Source organism: Ensifer aridi (genome assembly GCF_002078505.1).
GTDB classification, from domain to species: Bacteria; Pseudomonadota; Alphaproteobacteria; order Rhizobiales; family Rhizobiaceae; genus Sinorhizobium; species Sinorhizobium aridi.
In genome coordinates, this window is the sequence record NZ_LUAV01000004.1 from 1 (window position 1) to 19,942 (window position 19,942).

General features: G+C 63.1%; 17 protein-coding genes, 1 tRNA gene and 1 pseudogene. 11 read left to right on the top strand and 8 right to left on the bottom strand.

Going from position 1 to position 19,942, the window contains the following annotated elements; translation table 11 throughout:
* Positions 1-145: 145 nt before the first annotated feature.
* The 4 genes from AYK65_RS03665 to AYK65_RS03680 form a co-directional block, all read right to left on the bottom strand.
* Positions 146-1,408, bottom strand: a complete 1,263-nt coding sequence (locus AYK65_RS03665; RefSeq protein ID WP_026613110.1) for a sensor histidine kinase — start codon at positions 1,406-1,408, stop codon at positions 146-148.
* A gap of 65 nt (positions 1,409-1,473) precedes the next feature.
* Positions 1,474-2,169, bottom strand: coding sequence for a response regulator (locus AYK65_RS03670; protein ID WP_046119754.1), 696 nt, complete (start codon positions 2,167-2,169; stop codon positions 1,474-1,476).
* A 140-nt stretch (positions 2,170-2,309) separates the two neighbouring features.
* Positions 2,310-2,858, bottom strand: a complete 549-nt coding sequence (locus tag AYK65_RS03675) for a Spy/CpxP family protein refolding chaperone (RefSeq protein WP_026613108.1) — start codon at positions 2,856-2,858, stop codon at positions 2,310-2,312.
* Between the two features lie 183 nt (positions 2,859-3,041).
* A complete protein-coding gene (locus AYK65_RS03680) occupies positions 3,042-4,037 on the bottom strand; it encodes a LacI family DNA-binding transcriptional regulator (protein ID WP_046119753.1) in 996 nt (331 codons plus the stop codon).
* Positions 4,038-4,217: 180 nt separating this feature from the next.
* Here AYK65_RS03680 and AYK65_RS03685 point away from each other — a divergent pair, with 180 nt between their 5' ends.
* The 6 genes and pseudogenes from AYK65_RS03685 (at position 4,218) to AYK65_RS03710 (ending at position 9,456) form a co-directional block, all read left to right on the top strand.
* Positions 4,218-5,168: a sugar ABC transporter substrate-binding protein gene (locus AYK65_RS03685; RefSeq protein ID WP_046119752.1), complete on the top strand. Its 951-nt coding sequence runs from the start codon at positions 4,218-4,220 to the stop codon at positions 5,166-5,168.
* Positions 5,169-5,295: 127 nt separating this feature from the next.
* Entirely contained in the window at positions 5,296-6,417 is a 1,122-nt protein-coding gene (locus AYK65_RS03690; protein ID WP_046119751.1) for an ABC transporter permease, read from the top strand.
* Positions 6,417-7,205, top strand: coding sequence for an ATP-binding cassette domain-containing protein (locus tag AYK65_RS03695; RefSeq protein ID WP_046119750.1), 789 nt, complete (start codon positions 6,417-6,419; stop codon positions 7,203-7,205). The genes AYK65_RS03690 and AYK65_RS03695 overlap by 1 nt, the downstream gene beginning before the upstream one ends.
* 86 nt (positions 7,206-7,291) lie before the next feature.
* Entirely contained in the window at positions 7,292-8,086 is a 795-nt protein-coding gene (locus tag AYK65_RS03700; RefSeq protein WP_026613103.1) for a hydroxypyruvate isomerase family protein, read from the top strand.
* Positions 8,087-8,114: 28 nt separating this feature from the next.
* Positions 8,115-9,133 (top strand): annotated as a pseudogene (locus AYK65_RS03705) (Gfo/Idh/MocA family oxidoreductase).
* A gap of 23 nt (positions 9,134-9,156) precedes the next feature.
* The gene (locus AYK65_RS03710) at positions 9,157-9,456 is read left to right on the top strand and encodes a MurR/RpiR family transcriptional regulator (protein WP_026613101.1); all 300 of its coding nucleotides are present in this window, start codon (positions 9,157-9,159) and stop codon (positions 9,454-9,456) included.
* A 153-nt stretch (positions 9,457-9,609) separates the two neighbouring features.
* On the opposite strand, the gene AYK65_RS03715 is transcribed toward AYK65_RS03710, so the two are convergent.
* The 3 genes from AYK65_RS03715 to AYK65_RS03725 all read right to left on the bottom strand — a co-directional run bounded on the left by AYK65_RS03715 (position 9,610) and on the right by AYK65_RS03725 (position 12,562).
* Positions 9,610-10,425 carry an oxidoreductase gene (locus tag AYK65_RS03715; RefSeq protein ID WP_046118666.1) on the bottom strand — a complete coding sequence of 272 codons (816 nt, stop codon included), beginning with the start codon at positions 10,423-10,425 and terminating at the stop codon, positions 9,610-9,612.
* A gap of 78 nt (positions 10,426-10,503) precedes the next feature.
* Positions 10,504-11,790, bottom strand: a complete 1,287-nt coding sequence (gene fabF / locus AYK65_RS03720) for a beta-ketoacyl-ACP synthase II (RefSeq protein ID WP_026613099.1) — start codon at positions 11,788-11,790, stop codon at positions 10,504-10,506.
* A gap of 184 nt (positions 11,791-11,974) precedes the next feature.
* Positions 11,975-12,562 (bottom strand): TetR/AcrR family transcriptional regulator, encoded by a 588-nt coding sequence (locus AYK65_RS03725; protein ID WP_026613098.1) that lies wholly within the window; start codon positions 12,560-12,562, stop codon positions 11,975-11,977.
* A gap of 99 nt (positions 12,563-12,661) precedes the next feature.
* Between AYK65_RS03725 and AYK65_RS03730 the strand changes: the two genes are divergently transcribed.
* The 3 genes from AYK65_RS03730 (at position 12,662) to AYK65_RS03740 (ending at position 17,214) form a co-directional block, all read left to right on the top strand.
* Complete coding sequence (locus AYK65_RS03730; RefSeq protein WP_046118521.1) at positions 12,662-13,768, top strand: efflux RND transporter periplasmic adaptor subunit; 1,107 nt, start codon at positions 12,662-12,664, stop codon at positions 13,766-13,768.
* Positions 13,768-16,881: an efflux RND transporter permease subunit gene (locus tag AYK65_RS03735; protein ID WP_046117898.1), complete on the top strand. Its 3,114-nt coding sequence runs from the start codon at positions 13,768-13,770 to the stop codon at positions 16,879-16,881. Before AYK65_RS03730 ends, AYK65_RS03735 begins: the two co-directional genes overlap by 1 nt.
* A 75-nt stretch (positions 16,882-16,956) precedes the next feature.
* On the top strand, positions 16,957-17,214 hold the full coding sequence (locus AYK65_RS03740) for a hypothetical protein (protein ID WP_026613095.1): 258 nt from the start codon (positions 16,957-16,959) through the stop codon (positions 17,212-17,214).
* A 7-nt stretch (positions 17,215-17,221) separates the two neighbouring features.
* Here the strand turns inward: AYK65_RS03740 and AYK65_RS03745 are convergent.
* Positions 17,222-17,295, bottom strand: a tRNA-Gln gene (locus AYK65_RS03745).
* Between the two features lie 326 nt (positions 17,296-17,621).
* Between AYK65_RS03745 and AYK65_RS03750 the strand changes: the two genes are divergently transcribed.
* On the top strand, positions 17,622-19,211 hold the full coding sequence (locus AYK65_RS03750; RefSeq protein ID WP_026613057.1) for a Ppx/GppA phosphatase family protein: 1,590 nt from the start codon (positions 17,622-17,624) through the stop codon (positions 19,209-19,211).
* Entirely contained in the window at positions 19,208-19,942 is a 735-nt protein-coding gene (locus AYK65_RS03755; protein ID WP_026613056.1) for an RlmE family RNA methyltransferase, read from the top strand. Before AYK65_RS03750 ends, AYK65_RS03755 begins: the two co-directional genes overlap by 4 nt.

The window sequence follows — 19,942 nt, forward strand, 5'->3', positions numbered from 1 at the left end:
TTGCCTGAATATGGCGAGGGGTCACGAGGATTTCCAATATAGGCTGCGCATAGATTCAATAGCCGCGCGACAAGGACAGCTCCCCGGCTCACGTCCAGTCGCGCCGAGCTGCGAGCCGCCAGTGGCTCCCCGCATTGCGGACACCTCAGTTCATCTTTCGGGCCCGATGCACCGGGAGCGTCACGACGAAACAGGCGCCGCCGTCCGGCGGGGTTTCGTAACGGACCGCCCCGCCGTGGCGTTCGGCGATCTGGCGAACCAGCGCCAGCCCTAACCCCCAGCCGCCCGTGGCCTCGCTGCGTCCCGAGGGCCTATAGAACGGCTCGAAAACGCGGGTGCTCTCGCCGGCCGGTATGCCCGGCCCGTGGTCGCGGACCCTGAGTTCCACCATGCTATCCGCCTGCGCGACCGTGGCTATGACGGGCGGGCTGCCGTGGCGCAGCGCGTTCTGCATCAGATTGCGCACCAGCCTGCCGATGAGGCGCGCATCGCCTGTGACAGTCGCGGGTGTGCCGGAGACCTCGACGCCGTTGCGCGCCCCTTCTTCCGAGACCAGAGCCAGAAGGTCGACGGACGCGGTCGCATCGAGTTTCTCGACGTGGTCGAGCCTGCTCGCCAGCAGGATCTCCTCGACCAGCGTGTCCAGCTCGGCGAGGTTGCGGACGATCTCCTCCCTGCGGTTCCCGCTCGGCGCCTGCTCATAAAGGTCGATCGCGATCCGCAGACGCGCAAGCGGCGAGCGCAATTCGTGGCTGGCATTGGCGAGCAGGGCGCGGTGTGACTTGATCAGCCGCTCGACGTGATCGGCGGCCCTGTTGAAGCTCTTCGCCACCGCCGCGACCTCATCGCTGCCGTCCGCCGGCACGCGAGCCACGAAATCGCCCCGCCCCCACGCATCGACGCCCGCGCGTAACCGCTCCAGCCGGCGCGTCAGGTGACGCACCACCGGATAGGCGGCGAGCCCGATGACGCCGGCGATCAACGCCAGGTAGGCGAGCGGATTGCGGCCAGCCGGCCGGAAAGGCCTCTCCATGCGCGCGGCGACAGTGCGACCGTCGGGCAACTCGGTTACCATGGTGTGAAAGTTACCGCGCGGGCCGTGGCGCCAGGGCCGCTCGACCATGTCGCGGGGGAGCGGCTGGCCGGCACTCGCGATCAGCCTGCCGCGCGGATCGTATACCGCTATGTCGGCGTCAAAGGCTCGTGAAAGCCGCTTGAGCGTCGCCCCGACCGACTGCCGGTCCATGTCGGGCGGAATGAGCGCGGCGACGAACCGCGCGCGTTGGCTCTGCCAACCGGACTCCTCCTCTCCCTGTCCCAGCCACACGAAGGCGGCACTGGCGACGGCGACCGCGGCAAGGCTCGCCAGCAGCGTCAGGTAAATCTTCAGGAACAACCGGCTGCGCATGCTCTAGGTCTCTGTTTTTGATGCATGTCGTCCCAAAACCGCCGCACATTTTTGGGCGACACGCATTATCCTTCGTCCTGGAAACGGGCGAAGACATAGCCGGCGCCGCGCACGGTGATGATGCGCCTCGGGTGCTTGGGATCGCTCTCTATGGCCGCCCTGATGCGCGAGATATGGACGTCGATGGAACGGTCGAAGGCATCCAGCTCCTCGCCCTTGACCGCGCCCATCAACTGCTCGCGCGAGAGCGTGCGGCCGGCATTTTCGGCAAGCGCCACGAGCAGGTCGAACTGATAGCTGGTCAGCACACATTCGTGGCCGTCGATTCTGACCGAGCGGGATCCCGGATCGATCTCCAGCCGTCCGAAACGTAAGATCCGCGAAACCGCCGCGCTGCCGTTGCGGCGGCGCAGGATCGCCTTCAGCCGGGCCAGCAGTTCGCGCGGATTGAAGGGCTTCGGCAGATAGTCGTCGGCTCCGAGCTCCAGACCAACGATGCGGTCTGTCTCCTCGCCTTTGGCCGTGAGCATCAGGATCGGCACGTCCGAGGCCGCGCGCATGCGCCGGCAGGTCTCGAAGCCGTCAAGGTCCGGCAGCATGACATCGAGAATCACGACGTCCGGCGCACGGCGGCCGAGGTCGCTGAGGCCCGCTGTGGCGGTCGCCGCGGTGTGGACGGTGTAGCCGTTTCCGGAGAGATAGTCCGAGAGCATGGCGGAGAGGCGCGTGTCGTCATCGACAATCAAGACCCGTTCCGCCATCTCTTGCGCTCCCATCAGTCACCTACAGCGCCGCGCGTTTTCTCAGACGCGCAAAGGTCGCTGTAGCACTTTGAATCGCTGCATGTTTTTATCCTTAAATCCGATACGATTTAAGGAAACATGCAGTAGTCGATTCACTCTTACCACCGGCCGTGCCCCCTGCGCTCCTTCAAATGTTCGACCAGTTTGGCGCGCTGCTCCGGCGTCAGCACTTCGGCGGCGTCGAGGAGCGCCGTCGTCATCTTGCGCGAGGCCTCGTCGATGGCCGCGATGCGTTCGCTGCGCAGTTTCTCGGCGGCGGCGCGGTCGATAGTTGACGCGCCGAGGAGTTCGATAACCTCCTCACGCGTCTCGCGGAAGTCCCGGAACGTCGGTCGGATCTCGGCGCGCGCCTTGTCGATGATGTCCCAAAGCTTGTCTTCCTGCTCGGGCGTCGCGTCGAGCTCATCGAGCACGGAGCCGATCCGGTGTTCCATGAAGCCACCTCCCATATGCGCCTGCATCATATGGCCGCCCATGCCGAAACGGCCCATGCCGAAGCCGAAATCATCGCTGCGCGCGGCAGCAAAACCGACCGCGCCGACAACTGCGACGGCCGCGATGCCGCCGATCGCTGCGCGCCGCGCCCATCCTTTCGAGGCGGGCCCGCCGGCGGCCGGGCTCGAAAGGTTCTTGTCTTCGTTTTCCATAATGGTCTCCTTTCACTCCGTAGCATCTGCTGCAGTGGAGGAAAGCTAACCGGGCAACGTTTCGAGCGTTCTGGACGAATGTAAAGAAATGTGAAGCGGTTCGGCGCGCTTCGTCTGCAAAGGGGTCGTGGCGAGCGGCGGTCCCCGTACTCGAGAGATCATGGTCTCGCTAATTACGGCGGCTCATGTGGACTTACGCACGATGAGGGTGCCCGGAAGTGTTACGGTCTCAGGCTCCAGCCGTCCCGTGATCATACCGATGATTATCTGAACCATTTCGTCGCGCGGCTGCTCGTATGTTGTGAGGCTGTAGGCGGACGATCCGCAGAGTTCGTAGTTGTCGAAGCCGACGACCGCTATGTCGTGCGGGACCCGCAAGCCAAAACGGCCGTGGATTTCATCCATAGCTCCGAGCGCCAGGATGTCGTTTTCGCACATCAGGACGTCGACTCGGTCCGCGGGCTCGGTCTGCTTGAGATAGTTGCGGGCGGCTTCGGCCCCGGCTTCGGCGCTGTATTTCTCAGCCGAGAACACCGAGACGTCATCCACACCCTTCTCCTTCCAGAAATCGACGAAATGTTGCCGACGTCTGAGTGCTGTCGACAGGACTGTCGCACCTGTCATGAAGCCGGGGCGCCGGTATCCTCTTTCAAAGAGATGATCGACAATCTCGCGTAGCGCCAGTTCGGCATCGCATGTGACTGCCGGCACGCCTTCGATCTGGCTGTCTCTCGCCAGCACGAACATGGGTGGCGTTCCCCGGCCTAGTTGCAGATCACTCAGTGTCTCGCTGCGAAATGCCGTTCCGAACAGGATGACGGCATCGACCTGACGCTGGTCTGCGTGAAGCAATGCGTGCACATGGTCGAAGTGCGTGTTGATATTGATCAGCAGGGCGACCATCCCCTCGGCCTGCAGTCGTTCGGTCAATGTCTCCAGGAAGGGCAACTTCTGAGGATTGGCGAAATCATCGACGAACACTGCCACCTGATGGGTGGAGTTGGTCGCGAGGCTGCGGGCAAGCAGATTCGGAGTGTAGTTGAGCGCCGCGGCCGCCTCGAGGACTTTGCGTTTGCTTTCCTCCGCGATCGATGCGCCCGGCGTGAAAGCCCGTATGACCGTCCACTTCGAGACACCCGCGGCATCCGCCACTTCCCTCGCCGTCGCCCGCTTGCGCATAGAGTCTCCTGCAAATGGAATAGCCATTCCATTTTTTATTCAGATGAAATGAATGCTTGCTTTTACTACATCCAACGATAATATGCACCCGCTTGCACCCGGTAGCAAACAGAAATGCACCCGGTAGCATTAGTTTTTCTCGCCATCCTGTGGAGTGGACGGCGAATTGAGGAGGAGCAAATGAAATCTCTCTTGAAGAAGCTGGCATTCGGCGCTGTCGCACTCGGTGTCGCCACCTCGGCAGCCATAAGTGCGAAAGCTCAGGAGCCTACCATCATCGCCGTGACGCACGGGCAGGCATCCGATCCGTTCTGGTCGATCGTGAAGAACGGCATCATGCAGGCCGGCAAAGACAGCGGCGTGCAGGTCGATTACCGCGCGCCCGAGACCTTCGACATGGTGGCGATGGCTCAGCTCATCGAAGCTGCTGTCAACCAGAATCCCGCGGGCATCGTCATTTCGAACCCGGACCCGGATGCGCTCGGCCCGGCAATCGAGAAGGCCGTCGCCGCCGGTATTCCGGTCATCTCGATGAACTCCGGCATCTCCGCCGCCGAAAAACTCGGCATCAAGCTGCATGTCGGCCAGGATGAGACGCCGGCTGGTATCAAGGTAGGCGAGAAGTTGAAGTCGCTCGGCCTCAAGCACGTCCTCTGCGTCAACCAGGAAGTTGGCAACGCCGCGCTCGACCAGCGTTGTGCAGGTACGGAACAGGGCTTCGAGGGCGGCAAGGTCACCGTACTGCCGACCACCTCCGATCCCGCCGAGATCGAATCGAAGATTCAGGCGGCGGTCACGTCCGACCCGTCGATCGATGTTGTGCTCGGCCTTTCGGCGCCGCTCGTCGGCGAGCGGGCGGTTGCGGTCGTGGAGAAGATGGGAGTCGGCGACAAGGTGAAGGTCGCCTCCTATGACCTCTCAGCGAGCTTCCTTCAGTCCGTGGCCGATGGCAAGGCGCTGTTCGCGGTCGATCAGCAGCCTTATCTGCAGGGATATCTGCCGGTGACCTTCCTGGCGCTCAATGCGCGCTACGGAACGATCCCGGCCGGCAACGTGGCTTCTGGTCCCAGCTTCGTGACCTCCGAAACGGCCGCGCAGGTGATCGAGAAATCCTCCCAGGGCATCCGCTAAGGCGGAGCCCGGCAGCCCCCGTCCCGGACGGGGACTGCCTGTCGCCGCCCATTAGGCCGACGCGACACTTCGGTTTGCAGGTGGCCTTCGCGCGCACGGACAACGACCGATATCTAAGGAACGAACCATGACGCTAGCCAACGAACAGAACGGGTCTGTAGTCGGACCCGATGAGCGGCTGAAAAAGGTTTCGACATTGACCGCAATTCTACGGCGTCCCGAACTCGGCGCTGTAGCCGGTCTAGTGCTCGTGACCATCTTCTTCTTCGTCACCGCCAATCCCGCCATGTTCACCTTGGCGGGTGTGATGAACTTTATGGCTCCGGCTGCCCAACTCGGCATCCTCGCCATCGGCGCAGCGCTCCTGATGATCGGCGGAGAATTCGACCTATCGATCGGCTCGATGGTCGCCTTTGCCGGCCTCGTTTTTGGCACGGCACTGGTCGTGTGGCAGGGGCCGCTCAGCGTCGCCATCCTCGTGGCGATCGCGTTTGCCGTATTCATCGGCATCACCAACGCGCAGCTCACGATGCGCACCGGCCTTCCGTCCTTCATCGTGACGCTGGCCTTCCTCTTCATCCTGCGCGGCCTGACGCTGGTGGGCCTGAAATGGGCAAGCGGTGGCGCGACCCAGCTTCGCGGCATGAAGGGAGCAGTGGCCGGCAGCCCGCTTGCCCCCTTGTTCTCGGGAGATGCCTTCCCCGGACTGTTCACCTGGCTTGCTGAAGCCGGCATCATCGACACCTTTCCGAACGGCACACCGAGGGTGCCCGGCATTCCCGTCGAGATCCTGTGGTTCGTTGCCATAGCGCTCCTTGCCACCTGGATCCTGTTGAGAACGCGCTTCGGCAACTGGATTTTCGCATCCGGCGGCGATCCGCGGGCCGCGCGCAAGTCGGGCGTGCCGGTGGCTAGGGTCAAGACCACGCTCTTCGTCGTCACCGCCCTTTGCGCCACGCTGGTCGCCATCCTCACGGTGCTCGATGCCGGCTCGACGGACGCCCGCCGCGGTTTTCAGAAAGAGTTCGAGGCAATCATCGCGGCCGTCATCGGCGGCTGCCTGCTGACCGGCGGCTACGGCTCCGCCATCGGCGCGTTCTTCGGATCGATTGTGTTCGGCATGGTGTTGATCGGCCTGACTTACACGTCGATCGACCAGGATTGGTACCTCGTTTTCCTCGGCGGCATGCTGCTGACAGCCGTCGTCTTCAACAACGTCATCCGCAAACGCGTCACGGGAGAACGCTGATGAGCACATCTCAGACGCCCCTCGTCGAGGTCAGGAACCTCGTCAAGCATTTCGGCTCCGTCATCGCCCTCAACGGCGTGTCCATGAGCGTCAATCGGAACGAGGTTCTATGCCTGCTCGGCGACAATGGCGCGGGCAAATCGACCCTGATCAACACGCTTGCAGGCGTGCACAAGCCGACCTCGGGCGATTTCCTGGTCGAGGGTCAGCCTCGGTTGTTCTCGGGTCCGCGCGACGCCCTCGATGCCGGCATTGCCACGGTCTATCAGGACCTTGCGATGATCCCGCTGATGTCGGTGACCCGCAACTTCTTCATGGGGCGGGAACCCGTGATCGGCTTCGGCCCCTTCAAGCGCATGAACATGGATGAGGCCGACAACGTGACGCGCGATGAGATGCACAAGATCGGCATCGACGTCCGCGACCCGCAGCAGGCGGTTGGCACGCTATCGGGCGGCGAGCGGCAATGCGTGGCGATCGCCAGAGCGGTTTATTTCGGCGCCAAGGTGCTGATCCTCGACGAACCGACGTCGGCGCTCGGCGTCGCCCAGACGTCAATGGTGCTGAAATATATCAACCAGGTCCGAGCCAAGGGCCTCGGCGTGATCTTCATCACCCACAACGTCCGTCACGCCTATGCCGTTGGCAACCGCTTCACGGTGCTCAACCGCGGCAAGACGCTCGGAACCTATGCCAAGAACGAGATTGGCATCGACGAACTGCAGAACCTGATGGCCGGAGGCAAGGAGCTGCAGTCTTTGTCGGAAGAGCTCGGCGGAACGATCTGATCGAAATCTGCTCGCATGCATGTCGGTGCGGCGCATCTCACGCCGCTCCACCCATCGCCATACCCAAAATAGCGGAACACTAGCCAATGAGTGCACCCAAGACTTCTCCCTTCCCACTCGCAGCCTGCGCGGAAATGCTCTGGCGCGACAAGCCGATCGAGTGGCGCGCCGCGCGCCTGAAAGAAATGGGTTTCGGCGTCGGTCTCTGGAACTGGCCGGACCACGACCTCACGAAGCTGGAAGCGACCGGGGCGACCTTCACGATCATGAACGGCTATCTGACCGGCCGCCTTACGGACGACGACGGTGCAGCAGAACTCCTGAGGACGGCAGGCGAGACCGCGCAGGTTGGAAAGCGGCTCGGCGTTGAGCGGCTCAACCTGCACGGCACAGGCTTGGGAGACGGAGGCCTACCTGTCCAGCCGATCGAAGTCGTCACGGGCGCGATGTGGCTGAAGGCGCGCGATACTCTCTGCCGCATCGTGGAGATGGCTGAAGAAGAAGGCGTCACCTTCACGCTCGAAAACCTCAACCTGCCGGTTGATCACCCCGGCGTGCCCTTCGGCCGTGCCGAGGACACGCTGGCGTTGGTCTCGAGCGTCGATCATCCGCGGCTCCGCCTTAATCTCGATCTCTATCATGCTCAGATCGGCGAGGGGAACCTGATTGAACTCTGCCGCAAGTGCCTGCCTTGGATCGGCGAGATCCAGGTGGCTGACGTACCCGGCCGCTGCGAGCCCGGTACTGGTGAGGTCAACTGGCACGGCATCGCCAAGGCGCTGAATGCCATGGGCTATTCCGGCCCGATCGGCATGGAAGCCTGGGCCGCTGGCGATCCCGAAGTGGCGCTCGAAGCGTTCCGCACAGCCTTCACCGTCTGACCTTTTCAACCCTGACAGGATCAATTCAATGCCCAAGAACAAACCCGTCAATGTCGGTCTCGTTGGTGCCGGGCGCATCGGTTCCTTTCACGGCGAGACCGTTACACGCCGCCTCGTCGATGCCGAGCTCGTCGCCATTGCCGATCCCGCTCCAGGGGCTGCGGCCGGTCTCGCCGCCAAGCTCGGCGTCGAAAGCTCCTACACCGATGTCGCGGATCTCCTTGCCCACCCGGACCTCGATGCCGTGATCATCGCTACGCCGGCGCGGTTTCATACAAACATCCTCGTGCAGGCCGCCGAAGCCGGTAAGGCGATCTTTTGCGAGAAGCCGATGGCGTTGACCTTGGAGGATGCCGACCGGGCAATCGCGGCGGCGCGCTCTGCCGGCGCTCCGCTTCAGGTCGGTTTCAACCGCCGCTGGGATCAGGCCTTCTCGGAAGGACGTACCGCAATCGTTGGCGGAAAGATCGGCGCCCCTCAGTTGCTCCGGTCGCTCACCCGCGATCCCGGTCCGTTTGGTGCCGACCCCGCCAGGATTCCGCCGTGGACGATCTTCTACGAACGCTGATCCACGATTTCGACACGCTGCTTTGGCTGAACCCGAATGCCAAGCCCGTCGAGGTTTCCGCCGTTGCCGACGCGCTGGTTCGTCCGGATTTCGCCGATAAGGGCTTCCACGACACGGCGGTGGTCACGATCCGATTTGACAACGGATCGATCGCTGTCGCGGAAGCGAACTTCTGCGCGATGTACGGCTACGACATCCGCGGCGAGGTCTTCGGTGCCAGTGGCATGGTGACGATGGGCGACATCCGTCGTTCAAGCATGACGCTGTTCGATAAGAACGGTGTGTCGAGCGAGACCTGGCGTCGCGACACCGACCATTTCGTCCACGGTTACACAGTGCAGCTCGCGTCCTTCGTAACCGCCGTTCGTCGCGGCGAGCTTACCGAAGGACCGACCGGTATGGACGCGCGCAATGCGCTGAACATCGCGCTTGCCTGCATTGAGTCCGTCTCAAAGAAGGCAGCCGTAGCGCTGGAATAACGGGCCGAGAAATCGAGGCGGTCATGAAGATGAGCGAGGCGACAAGACCTCCGACCAACGTCACGGAGCTTAAGGGCTTGATCGCTTCCAGAGCCCTTAAACTCCCGAAACAGCTCGAGCAGGTAGCTCGTCTGGCCCTCGCACGGCCAGATGTTGTCGCCTTCGGCAGCGCCCGCTCGATCGCTGTCGCTTGCTCCGTCTCTCCCACCACGGTGGCGCGCCTCGCAACCGCCCTCGGCTTCGACAGTTTTCGGGAGTTCAAGTTGTTCTTTCAACAGCATCTAAGGGGAACTGCAAGCTCCGAGGCCGGCGGTTGTTTTTGATCGGTTTCGGTCTGATTCCGATCTTCATGGCATGTCCTTTCGCGAATGTGGAAGAGGCGCGCCGCGGTCACAGACGGGGCGAGCGAAGGCATCAAGCATTTCGCCTAGTTCGATCAAGTTGTCTTGCCGCGCGCGAGACGAACATTGTCCACTTCAGACCGGCAGCCCGGCCTGTTTCCGCAAGCTCTTGTCGAAAGCGGATTCGGGTACGAAACGGCGCAGCAAGCGAACTTGGCCGGCGAGTTTTCCCGCGGTGTAGCGTCTTCTCGGCGCCTTCGCCGTTGCCGCTTTGACAACCGCCTCTGCCACGACCTCTGGGTCGTCGCCTCTTTCGACGCTCTTGCGCATCTGCACTTCCATGTCAGCGCGCACCGCATCGTAAACAGCAAGGGAGCGATCGGGCCTTGTTAGGTTCTCCTCGAATGCCGTGCGGGTATAGGCGGGCTCGACAAGCACGACCCGAATTCCGAATGTGCGCAGTTCGTGATCGAGCGACTCGGAGTAGCCTTCGACGGCATGCTTGGTCGATGCGTAGAGCGCATTGTAGGGGGAGGGGATCAGCCCCAGAATGGAACTTATGTTGATGATCCTGCCCTTGCCTTGACCCCGCATTGTAGGCAACACCGCGTTGGTCATGCGGAGCACGCCGAAGACGTTCACGTCGAACAGCGCCTGTGCCTGGGCAGTTGAGGACTCCTCTGCGCCGCCGAGCAGTCCAATGCCGGCATTGTTGACGAGCAGGTCGATACGCCCTGTCCCGGCAAGCACCTCCTCGACCAGTTTCGCCACGGATGCGTCATCGGTCACGTCGCAGGTCAGCATGGTGACGCCATCGGATCTTTCGGGCACCGCGCGACGGCTGGTTCCGAAGACGCGAAAGCCCGCCTTCTGCAAGGCTCTGGCCGTCGCGTGCCCGATGCCGGTCGATGCCCCAGTTACCAGGGCGACCCCAAGATTGGCTTTGTTCATTGAAATTGCTTCCTTCTTTGCGCTGGATTTCGTGGGGGAATGACGCAAGCGCTCTCGTTCATGCTGCCCGGCTAAGCTTCAGTCACGGGCGGCAAGCTTGTCTGTCCACCGACGGAACACGGCGCTGGCGTTGACACCTCCGAAGCCGAAGCCGTTGGAGATCGCGTAGTCCATCTCCGTTGGCCGGGCCTGGTTTGCAACGAAATCAATCCCGTCGCCGGCCGGATCAGGAGCGCTCAAATTGAGCGTCGGCGGGGCCGTCTGATCCCTAAGCGCCAGGATCGTGAAAATGGCTTCAAGCCCGCCGGCGGCTCCCAGCAGGTGGCCGGTGGCCGACTTCGTTCCGCTGACAGCCACGCTGAAATCCGCGCCGAAGACCCTCTTGATCGCCGCGATTTCCCCCAGGTCGCCGACTGGCGTGGAGGTCGCGTGCGCATTGAGGTGGCGGATCTCGCGCGGCGAAATCCCGGCCTGGGCAATCGCGATCTCCATGGCGCGGCGGGCGCCGTCGCCGTCCTCGGGACCGGACGTGACGTGGTGGGCGTCCGCAGTCGTGCCGTAGCCGACGAGCTCCGCGAGCGGCTTCGCACCGCGCGCAAGCGCGTGGCTCAATGCCTCGATGACCAGGATGCCGGCGCCTTCGCCCATGACGAAGCCGTCACGCAACATGTCGAAGGGGCGTGAGCCCCGGTCAGGCGTTTCATTGAAGCCGGTCGAAAGAGAGCGTGCCGCGGCAAAACCACCGAGGCTGACGATATTCATGCATGCTTCCGTTCCGCCGCACACGGCAATATCGGCTTCATTGGCGCGAATAACACGAGCCGCATCGCCGATCGCCTGAATGCCGGCGGCACACGCGGTCACCGGCGCGCCGATCGGCCCTTTGAAGCCGTAACGCATGGAAATTTGTCCCGCTGCCAGGTTCACCAGGAAAGATGGTACGGTGAAGGGTGAAAGACGCCGCACACCGCGCTGATCAACCGTTCGCACCGCCTCAGTTATGGCCGGAAACCCGCCGATGCCCGAAGCGATGATGGTCGCGGTGCGGGTCCGGTCATCTTCCGAGACCGGCTTCCACCCCGCCTGCGCAAGCGCCTCTTCCGCCGCCGCCAGCGCGAAGAGAATGAATCGGTCTACCTTGCGCTGATCCTTTGGAGCAAAGACGGTATTCGGATCGAAGCCCGCCTCGGGGTCGCCTTCCAGAGAGGGAACCGTCCCGCCGATCTTCGCCGGCAGGTCTCCCACCACTTCGTCCGGAAGCCGCCGGATTCCCGAACGGCCAGACAAGAGCCGAGACCAGGAAGCCGCGACATTGGCTCCGAGCGGGCTAACTGCTCCCATGCCTGTAATAACGATACGGCGCATGTGTTCTCCAACTGTTATTTTGTGTCATCCGTCTGCACGCCGTGCAGACGCTCGATCGGCGATTGCCGCATATTCACTTCGGCAATAGTCTCGTCCGGGTGATCTCGGGACGTGTCCCAGGGGCGAGCGGGTAAGAGTCCGAGAAGGCATCCTGCGGACGCGTGAGGCAATGACGCCACTGGTCTCATGCGTTTCTGGCGGAAGCGGCGATCCGCCGAACTTCGTTGGCGGCTGCCTCGAGAAAGCGCTGCGACATCTCTTCATCATTCAAGATACGAGAGATCGTCACGGCACCCACCATGAGCGACAGCATCGCCATGGCCTTGCCATAGGTTTTCGGGCTTTCCGCCTCCGGCATCAGTTCTTCGAGAATTTGAAGATGCGCTTGAACGCCGTCCTGGAACGGGGCTCTCACCTCCTCGCTTTGGCGCGCCGCATCAGCGCCAAGCGCCACCAAGGGACAACCGTCGCTCTTCTCTTCGCGATGGCCCAGCGACAGGTAGAGCTCAATAAGGGCCTCAAGGGGGTCAGGGCTCGCGGCAGCGACAGCCGACCATCTGCGGGTCGCGTGCTCCATCGCTCGCTTGGAGGCCTGCGCTGCAAGATCGTCCTTGGATTCGAACTGCTTGTAGAACCCGCCTTGTGTGAGACCGGCGCCCTTCATCAGGTCCTTGAGCCCGATGCCGTCGAAGCCGTGCTCTCGAAAAAGCCGGCTCGCTGCGTTGATGACCGCTTCGCGATTTGCCTCGGCCTGTGCGCGACTGACTCTCATGATTGACCTCGCCATTAGATTTCACTTGACATCTATACCACGGATAGATTTAGATCGCAATCTAATAGAGGCAGCGCCCGCCAACAAGGGTCATCTCACATGAACCGCAAATTTCTTCTCACATCGATCGGTCTTATGGCTGCAGCCGGCGGCGCCGCTTTTGCGTTCGTGTTCGAAACGCCAGCGCGGGACGCGGAGACTGCAGATCCCCGCGTCGCGTCGCCACTTGTAAGAGTCGTGGAAGCGACGAGGCCGGAAAGAGCCGAGCGCGCCTTTACAGGTACGATCGCCGCCCGAGTGCAGAGCAATCTTGGTTTTCGCGTGCCCGGCAAGATCATTCAGCGCCTCGTGGACGTCGGTGAACAGGTGAAGGCGGGGCAGCCGCTGCTGCGGATCGATGAGACCGATCTACAACTTGCGCTCACGGCAAAGCGCAACGCTGTCGCTGCAGCACGCGCTGTTCTGGTTCAGGTGCGTGCGGACGAGAGGCGATATGCTGTCCTGGTGAAGAACGGATTGGCGGCGACGCCGCAGCGTTACGAGCAGGCGAGGGCGGCGCTGGACACCGCCGCGGCACAGCTTGCCGCCGCGGAAGCGGAAGCGAAGGTCGCAGAGAACGAGGCGACCTATTCTGTCCTGGTGGCGGACGCCGATGGAACCGTAACTGAAACGCTTGCCGAGCCGGGGCAGGTTGTCGCCGCCGGTCAGCCGGTGGTCAGACTTGCCCACGCCGGCCCCCGCGAGGCGGTGGTCCCGCTTCCCGAGACGCTCCGGCCGGCGCTCGGCTCGGTGGCCGAGGCCAGCCTGTACGGGCGCGATGAGCGCCGCTACACGGCACGTCTCCGGCAGCTATCGGATTCCGCCGATGCCCAGACCCGTACATACGAGGCCCGCTATGTCCTCGACGGCGAGGCCGCGGCAGCACCGCTCGGCGCCACGGTGACAATCCGGCTTCCAAGCCAGGGGAGTGAACCGGAGGTCCAAGTGCCGCTCGGAGCGGTGCTCGACGACGGCGAGAGGACCGGCGTTTGGGTGGTGGATAGCACCACCTCTACCGTACACTTTCGGCCCGTCAAACTTGTTCGCGTGACCAGTGAAACCGCCATGATCTCCGGATTGAACTCTGGCGATGCGATCGTTTCGCTCGGCGCACATCTTCTGCAGGAAAGTGCTCGCGTCAGGACTGCGCCTGAGGGGAACAACTGATGACAAGCCTCAATCTTTCCGCGATCGCCGTTCGCGAACGCGCCGTCACCCTGTTCTTCATCCTCCTGCTGGTGGCCGCCGGCGCCTACGCCTTCCTCATGCTCGGACGGGCGGAGGATCCGAACTTCACCATCAAGACCATGACGGTCACGACGGCGTGGCCCGGTGCGACGGCGCACGAGATGCAGGATCTCGTCGCCGAACCGTTGGAGAAGCGGCTTCAGGAGCTGACCTGGTACGACCGGGTGGAGACGACCACACGGCCAGGTTATGCCTATATGACGGTCACGCTGAAGGACAGCACCCCGCCATCTGCCGTGCAGGAGGAGTTCTACCAGGCCCGCAAGAAGCTCGGGGATGAAGCCCGCAACCTGCCTTCGGGTGTCTTCGGTCCCTTCGTCAACGATGAATATTCGGACGTGAGCTTCGCCCTTTATGCGCTGAAGGCCAAGGGCATGCCGATGCGTGAGCTGGCGAGGCAAGCGGAGGTGATCCGCCAGGACCTCCTGCACGTGCCCGGCGTCAAGAAGATCAACATCCTCGGTGAACGTCCCGAACAGATATTCGTCGAGTTCTCCTACGCCAAACTGGCAACCCTCGGCGTCTCGGCACAGGATATCGTTGCCGCCTTGCAGCGGCAGAACACCGTCACACCGGCGGGCTCGATCGACACAAAGGGGCCGCAGGTCTTCATTCGGGTCGACGGCGCTTATGACAGTGTCCAAGCGATCGCCGACACGCCGATTGCGGCTACTGGGCGGACGCTGAAGCTCTCCGACATCGCCGAGGTCCGCCGCGGCTACCAGGATCCTCCGACCTACCTGATCCGGCGCCAGGGTGAGCCGACCATCATGCTCGCAGCCGTCATGCAGGAGGGCTGGGATGGTCTCGCGCTCGGCAAGGCGCTGGAGGACAGGACTGCGGCGATCGCATCGGCACTGCCGCTCGGGATGACGCTCGACAAGGTGACCGATCAGGCCGTCAACATCACCTCGGCGGTCGACGAGTTCATGATGAAGTTCGCGATGGCACTCGGCGTGGTGCTGGTGGTGAGCCTGCTCAGCCTCGGCTGGCGCGTCGGCATCGTCGTAGCGGCTGCCGTCCCCCTGACGCTTGCCGTCGTCTTCCTCATCATGCTGGAAACCGGCCGGTTCTTCGACCGCATCACGCTCGGTGCGCTCATCCTGGCGCTCGGCCTTCTCGTCGACGACGCCATCATCGCCATCGAGGTGATGGTGGTGAAGATGGAAGAAGGCATGGACCGCATCAAGGCGGCGGCCTATGCGTGGAGCCACACTGCGGCGCCGATGCTGTCGGGAACACTCGTGACGGTCGCCGGCTTCCTGCCGGTGGGCTTCGCGCGCTCGACGGCCGGCGAATACGCCGGCAACATCTTTTGGGTCGTGGGCTTCGCCCTCATCGTCTCCTGGATCGTCGCGGTGGTCTTCACGCCCTACCTCGGCGTTAAGATGCTGCCCGCGATCAAACCGATCGAAGGCGGTCATGACGCGATTTACAACACACCGAACTATCGGCGTCTGCGACGGCTTATCACCTTTGCGGTGCGCCACAAGTTTCTGACCTGTGCTATCGTCGGCATCGCCTTCGCGCTTTCTGTAGTCGGCATGGGCGGCGTCAAACAGCAGTTCTTCCCGACGTCAGACCGCCCGGAGGTGCTGGTGGAGGTTCGCCTGCCGCAAGGCACCAGCATCGAGACGACGACCGCGACCGTCGAGACGCTCGAACAGTGGCTGGACAAGCAGCCCGAAGCCAAGATCGTCACGAGCTATGTCGGTCAGGGCGCGCCCCGCTTCTTCTTTGCGATGGCGCCGGAATTGCCTGATCCCGCCTTCGCCAAGATTGTCGTGCTGACCCCGAACGCGGAGGCGCGCGAGGCCTTGAAACACCGGCTGCGCGAAGCGGTGGCACAGGGGCTCACACCTGAGGCCTATGTCCGCGTCACCCAGCTTGTGTTCGGACCCTACACACCGTTCCCGGTCGAGTTTCGGGTGATGGGACCTGATCCGGCCCAGCTATACAGCATTTCCGAGAAAGCACTCGACATCATGCGCGGCGTCCCGGACGTGCGGCAGGCCAACCGCGACTGGGGCAGTCGCACGCCCGTACTCCGCTTCGTCCCGGATCAGGAGCGACTGAGCCTCATCGGCCTTTCGCCGGCCGAAGCGGCCCAGCAACTGCAGTTCCTCCTTACCGGTATCCCCGTTACGCAGGTCCGCGAGGACATTCGCAATGTCCCGATCGTCGCACGCAGCGCCGGCAACGAACGACTGGATCCGACGCGCCTTGCGGATTTCTCCCTGATGAGCCGCGACGGCCGTCCGATTCCGCTCGACCAGATCGGCCATTCGGAGATCCATCTGGAAGAGCCGATCCTGAAGCGCCGCGATCGCACGCCCGTCATCACGATCCGCTCGGACATCAATGAGGCGACTCAACCTCCGGAGGTCTCCAAGCAGATCATGACCGCCCTTCAGCCGCTGATCGCATCGCTTCCCGCCGGCTATCGCATCGAATTGGGTGGATCGATCGAGGAGGCTGCCAAGGCCAATACCGCACTGGGCAAGGTTTTCCCGGCCATGATTGCCGCGATGCTGATCGTCATCATGCTGCAGGTGCGATCCTTCTCGACGATGGCCATGGTCATGCTGACGGCGCCGCTTGGCCTTGTCGGCGTCGTGCCGATGTTGCTCACCTTCAATCAGCCCTTCGGCTTCAACGCCATTCTGGGCCTCATCGGACTGGCCGGCATCCTGATGCGCAATACGCTTATCCTTACCGAACAGATCAAGGAGAACCGTGCGGCCGGCCTCGATGCCCATCACGCCGTCATCGAGGCCACGGTGCAACGCACGAGGCCCGTGATCTTGACCGCACTTGCCGCCGTGCTGGCCTTCATTCCCCTCACACACTCGGTCTTCTGGGGGTCGATGGCCTATACCCTGATTGGCGGTACGGCCGTTGGCACGGTGCTGATCCTGCTCTTCCTTCCGGCGCTCTACGCAGCCTGGTTCCGGATCAAGCCGACTGCAGGTGAGATCCAGGAGGAGCCGATAGAGGAACCGGAATTGCGCATAGCGATGGCTGCCGAGTAGGGCTGGTCGTCGGGCGGACATGGTGCGTCTCGCGCGCGAGGCTTTGCCGGACATACCTAGGTCAGTTCCACGACCTTGCCGCTTACACAGGGCATAGAGGCGGGCGAGTTCGAGGTCGAAGATGCCGCGGAAGCGGCGCGTGCGGTTAAGACCGCGTTCATCCCGTTCTTCCATCCGGTTCTGATCGAACACTGCGTTCAACGCGGCGAAGACACCGAAGCGGCCCTGCGCGAGCAGATTCGCTTAATCCTGAAGGCTCTCGGCAAGTCGGACTATGGGGGCTGTAAACGGGATCCAGCACTCCGGAAAAAACAAGGAAATAAGGGAATTTAGCAAGAATTGGCTGGGGAACCTGGATTCGAACCAGGACTAACGGAGTCAGAGTCCGCTGGTCTACCGTTAACCTATTCCCCAAGGTCCGCTGGTCAAGCTTAGCCGCCGCGTCGGTGTGGCGGGCTTATAAACAAAAGAACGGCGGATGCAAATACCTTTTGGCAAAAAAATGCGGCCGCGCTGTGTTCAACTCGTTCCGAGTTGCGGCAAAACGCGCAGGGCCGCTATGCGCTTCGTTTCGAAGGACTTGTCGTCCAAGGAGGGTAACACTGCGGCTCACGAGCCCTGTCTCAGCCTCAAAAAAGGTTTGGCGAAAAAGGGCGGCGCTGGTACAGTCGCGCCAACGCAAAATCGAGAGAGCGCCTTGAGCGGCCGCAAGGCTTCGCGCGGCGCCATGGTTGAGACACGTGAAAGACCCCGAACACGGCGAGGTGCCGTATGAATCCGGGGCGTCGGCAGCAGGTCGTGGCGAGGCGCGCAAGCATGCGTCGCGCGGCGGCAAGGGCAAGCGGAGGCGGCGCAAGCCCTCCGGTTCGCCGCCTGCAATTGCCAGCCGATCCGGCGAGACCGGAGAAGCAGGGCGTCCCGCAGCACTGGACGAGGCGGAGCCGGCGCGCAAGCGCAAACGGCGCCGGCGCTCGAAATCAGCAAAACCGCAGAACCAGCCCGCGGCCGCCGCTTCCGGCGGAGAGGCGCCGCTTCTCGATGCGACGGTTGCCGACAAGAAAGGTCATAAGCGCAGCAGGAAGGCGCGTCATCGGCGCGGGCTTCAGGGGCGGCCGTTGGCGTCGGCCGGTAAGGCACCTGCAACGCAGCGGCCCGGCGAATCACAGCGTCCACGTGGTGCCGAAACCGCTCCGCCGCAATCTCCACAGCAGCCGCGTTCCGAAAAGATGGGTGCTCCCTATGTGGCGCCGAGCGAGCCGCCGACGCCGCTTTACGCGGCGCTCGATCTCGGCACCAACAATTGTCGCCTCCTGGTCGCGCAGCCGACCCGCCCGGGTCAGTTCCGCGTCGTCGATGCGTTCTCCCGCATCGTCAGGCTGGGCGAGGGGCTCGGCGCGAGCGGGCGGCTCTCCGACGATGCGATGGAGCGCTCGGTCGAAGCGTTGAAGATCTGCGCCGGCAAGCTCAACACCCGCTCGATCCGCCGCCGCCGGCTGATAGCGACGGAGGCCGCGCGGTCGGCCGCCAATGGCGAGACCTTCCTGAAGCGCGTCGCCGAGGAGACCGGCCTCGAACTCGAAATCATCAATCGCGAGACCGAGGCGCGGCTCGCGGTTTCCGGCTGCTCCTCGCTCGTCGATCGTGAGACCAAGTCCGTCGTGCTCTTCGATATCGGCGGCGGCTCGTCCGAGATCGCCGTCATTCGCATTGGCGAGAACCGTTCGAGCCGGCTTGCCAATCACATTACCCATTGGACCTCGCTACCGGTCGGCGTCGTCACGCTTTCGGAGCGCCATGGCGGCGAGCACGTGACGCCTCAAAGCTTCGAGACGATGGTGCGTGAGGTCGAGGACATGCTCGCCGCCTTCGACAGCCCCTCGGTGGATGCGCTGGCCAGCGGCACCGACAGCGGCTTCCATCTGATCGGCACGTCGGGAACCGTGACGACGCTCGCCGGCGTCCACCTCGACCTGCCGCGCTATGATCGCCGCCGTGTGGATGGGCTATGGCTCTCCGACGACGAGGTTTCGGCGATGCAGGCGCGGCTCCTCTCCTGGGATTTCGCCGCGCGCGCCGCCAATCCCTGCATAGGGCCGGACCGGGCCGATCTGGTACTGGCGGGCTGCGCAATCCTCGAAGCGATCCGTCGCCGGTGGCCTTCGACGCGCATGCGGGTCGCCGATCGTGGTCTACGCGAGGGGCTCTTGACCGACATGATGGCAGACGATGGGGCCTGGCGCCGGGCGCGGCCGCGCCGCCACCAGCGCAGCTTCGGTCCTCCGCCGGCCGGCGAGGAGCGGCTGAAGTCCCACGAAGGAAACAACGCATGACGAAATCCCCGATCGGCGGCAACCGTAGCGGCCGCAAGCTCGGTCAGAAGGTGAAGAAAGGCAAGCTCAAGGCTTCGTCGCGCCGTTGGCTCGAGCGCCACATCAACGATCCGTACGTGCAGCGGGCGCAGCTCGAGGGCTATCGCGCCCGGGCGGCCTTCAAGCTTCTGGAGATCGATGAGAAGCACAAGATTCTTTCCGGCGCCAAGCGGATCATCGATCTGGGTGCCGCACCCGGAAGCTGGTCGCAGATCGCGGCCAAGGTCACGAATTCGACTGACGCCGATCCGCGTGTCGCGGCCATTGATTTTCTGGAAATGGATCCGATCCCGGGCGTCAATATTCTGCAACTGGATTTCCTCGATCCGGAGGCGCCGGAAAAGCTCAAGCAGGCGATCGGCGGAGCTCCGGACATCGTCATGTCGGATATGGCGGCGCCGACGACTGGCCATCGGCAAACCGACCACTTGCGCACAATGCATCTCTGCGAAGTGGCGGCGCATTTCGCCGTCGACGTGCTCGCCGAGGGCGGACATTTCCTGGCAAAGACCTTTCAGGGCGGCACCGAGCGCGATCTGCTCAACATGCTGAAGCAGAATTTCCGTCAGGTCGTGCACGTGAAGCCGGCCTCTTCCCGTGCCGAATCGGTGGAGATGTTCCTGCTCGCCAAGGGCTTCAAAGGCAGGCAACCGTCCGAGACCGGAGAGCCCGCGGAAGATCGAGCGGAGTAG

Bases quoted from the DNA above. Each gene is read 5' to 3' on its own strand.
- AYK65_RS03730 (WP_046118521.1), top strand. From the start codon at position 12,662: ATGAACCGCAAATTTCTTCTCACATCGATCGGTCTTATGGCTGCAGCC.
- AYK65_RS03665 (WP_026613110.1), bottom strand. From the start codon at position 1,408: ATGCGCAGCCGGTTGTTCCTGAAGATTTACCTGACGCTGCTGGCGAGC.
- AYK65_RS03685 (WP_046119752.1), top strand. From the start codon at position 4,218: ATGAAATCTCTCTTGAAGAAGCTGGCATTCGGCGCTGTCGCACTCGGT.
- AYK65_RS03710 (WP_026613101.1), top strand. From the start codon at position 9,157: ATGAAGATGAGCGAGGCGACAAGACCTCCGACCAACGTCACGGAGCTT.
- AYK65_RS03675 (WP_026613108.1), bottom strand. From the start codon at position 2,858: ATGGAAAACGAAGACAAGAACCTTTCGAGCCCGGCCGCCGGCGGGCCC.
- AYK65_RS03755 (WP_026613056.1), top strand. From the start codon at position 19,208: ATGACGAAATCCCCGATCGGCGGCAACCGTAGCGGCCGCAAGCTCGGT.
- fabF (WP_026613099.1), bottom strand. From the start codon at position 11,790: ATGCGCCGTATCGTTATTACAGGCATGGGAGCAGTTAGCCCGCTCGGA.
- AYK65_RS03690 (WP_046119751.1), top strand. From the start codon at position 5,296: ATGACGCTAGCCAACGAACAGAACGGGTCTGTAGTCGGACCCGATGAG.
- AYK65_RS03695 (WP_046119750.1), top strand. From the start codon at position 6,417: ATGAGCACATCTCAGACGCCCCTCGTCGAGGTCAGGAACCTCGTCAAG.
- AYK65_RS03670 (WP_046119754.1), bottom strand. From the start codon at position 2,169: ATGGCGGAACGGGTCTTGATTGTCGATGACGACACGCGCCTCTCCGCC.
- AYK65_RS03725 (WP_026613098.1), bottom strand. From the start codon at position 12,562: ATGAGAGTCAGTCGCGCACAGGCCGAGGCAAATCGCGAAGCGGTCATC.
- AYK65_RS03715 (WP_046118666.1), bottom strand. From the start codon at position 10,425: ATGAACAAAGCCAATCTTGGGGTCGCCCTGGTAACTGGGGCATCGACC.
- AYK65_RS03700 (WP_026613103.1), top strand. From the start codon at position 7,292: ATGAGTGCACCCAAGACTTCTCCCTTCCCACTCGCAGCCTGCGCGGAA.
- AYK65_RS03735 (WP_046117898.1), top strand. From the start codon at position 13,768: ATGACAAGCCTCAATCTTTCCGCGATCGCCGTTCGCGAACGCGCCGTC.
- AYK65_RS03680 (WP_046119753.1), bottom strand. From the start codon at position 4,037: ATGCGCAAGCGGGCGACGGCGAGGGAAGTGGCGGATGCCGCGGGTGTC.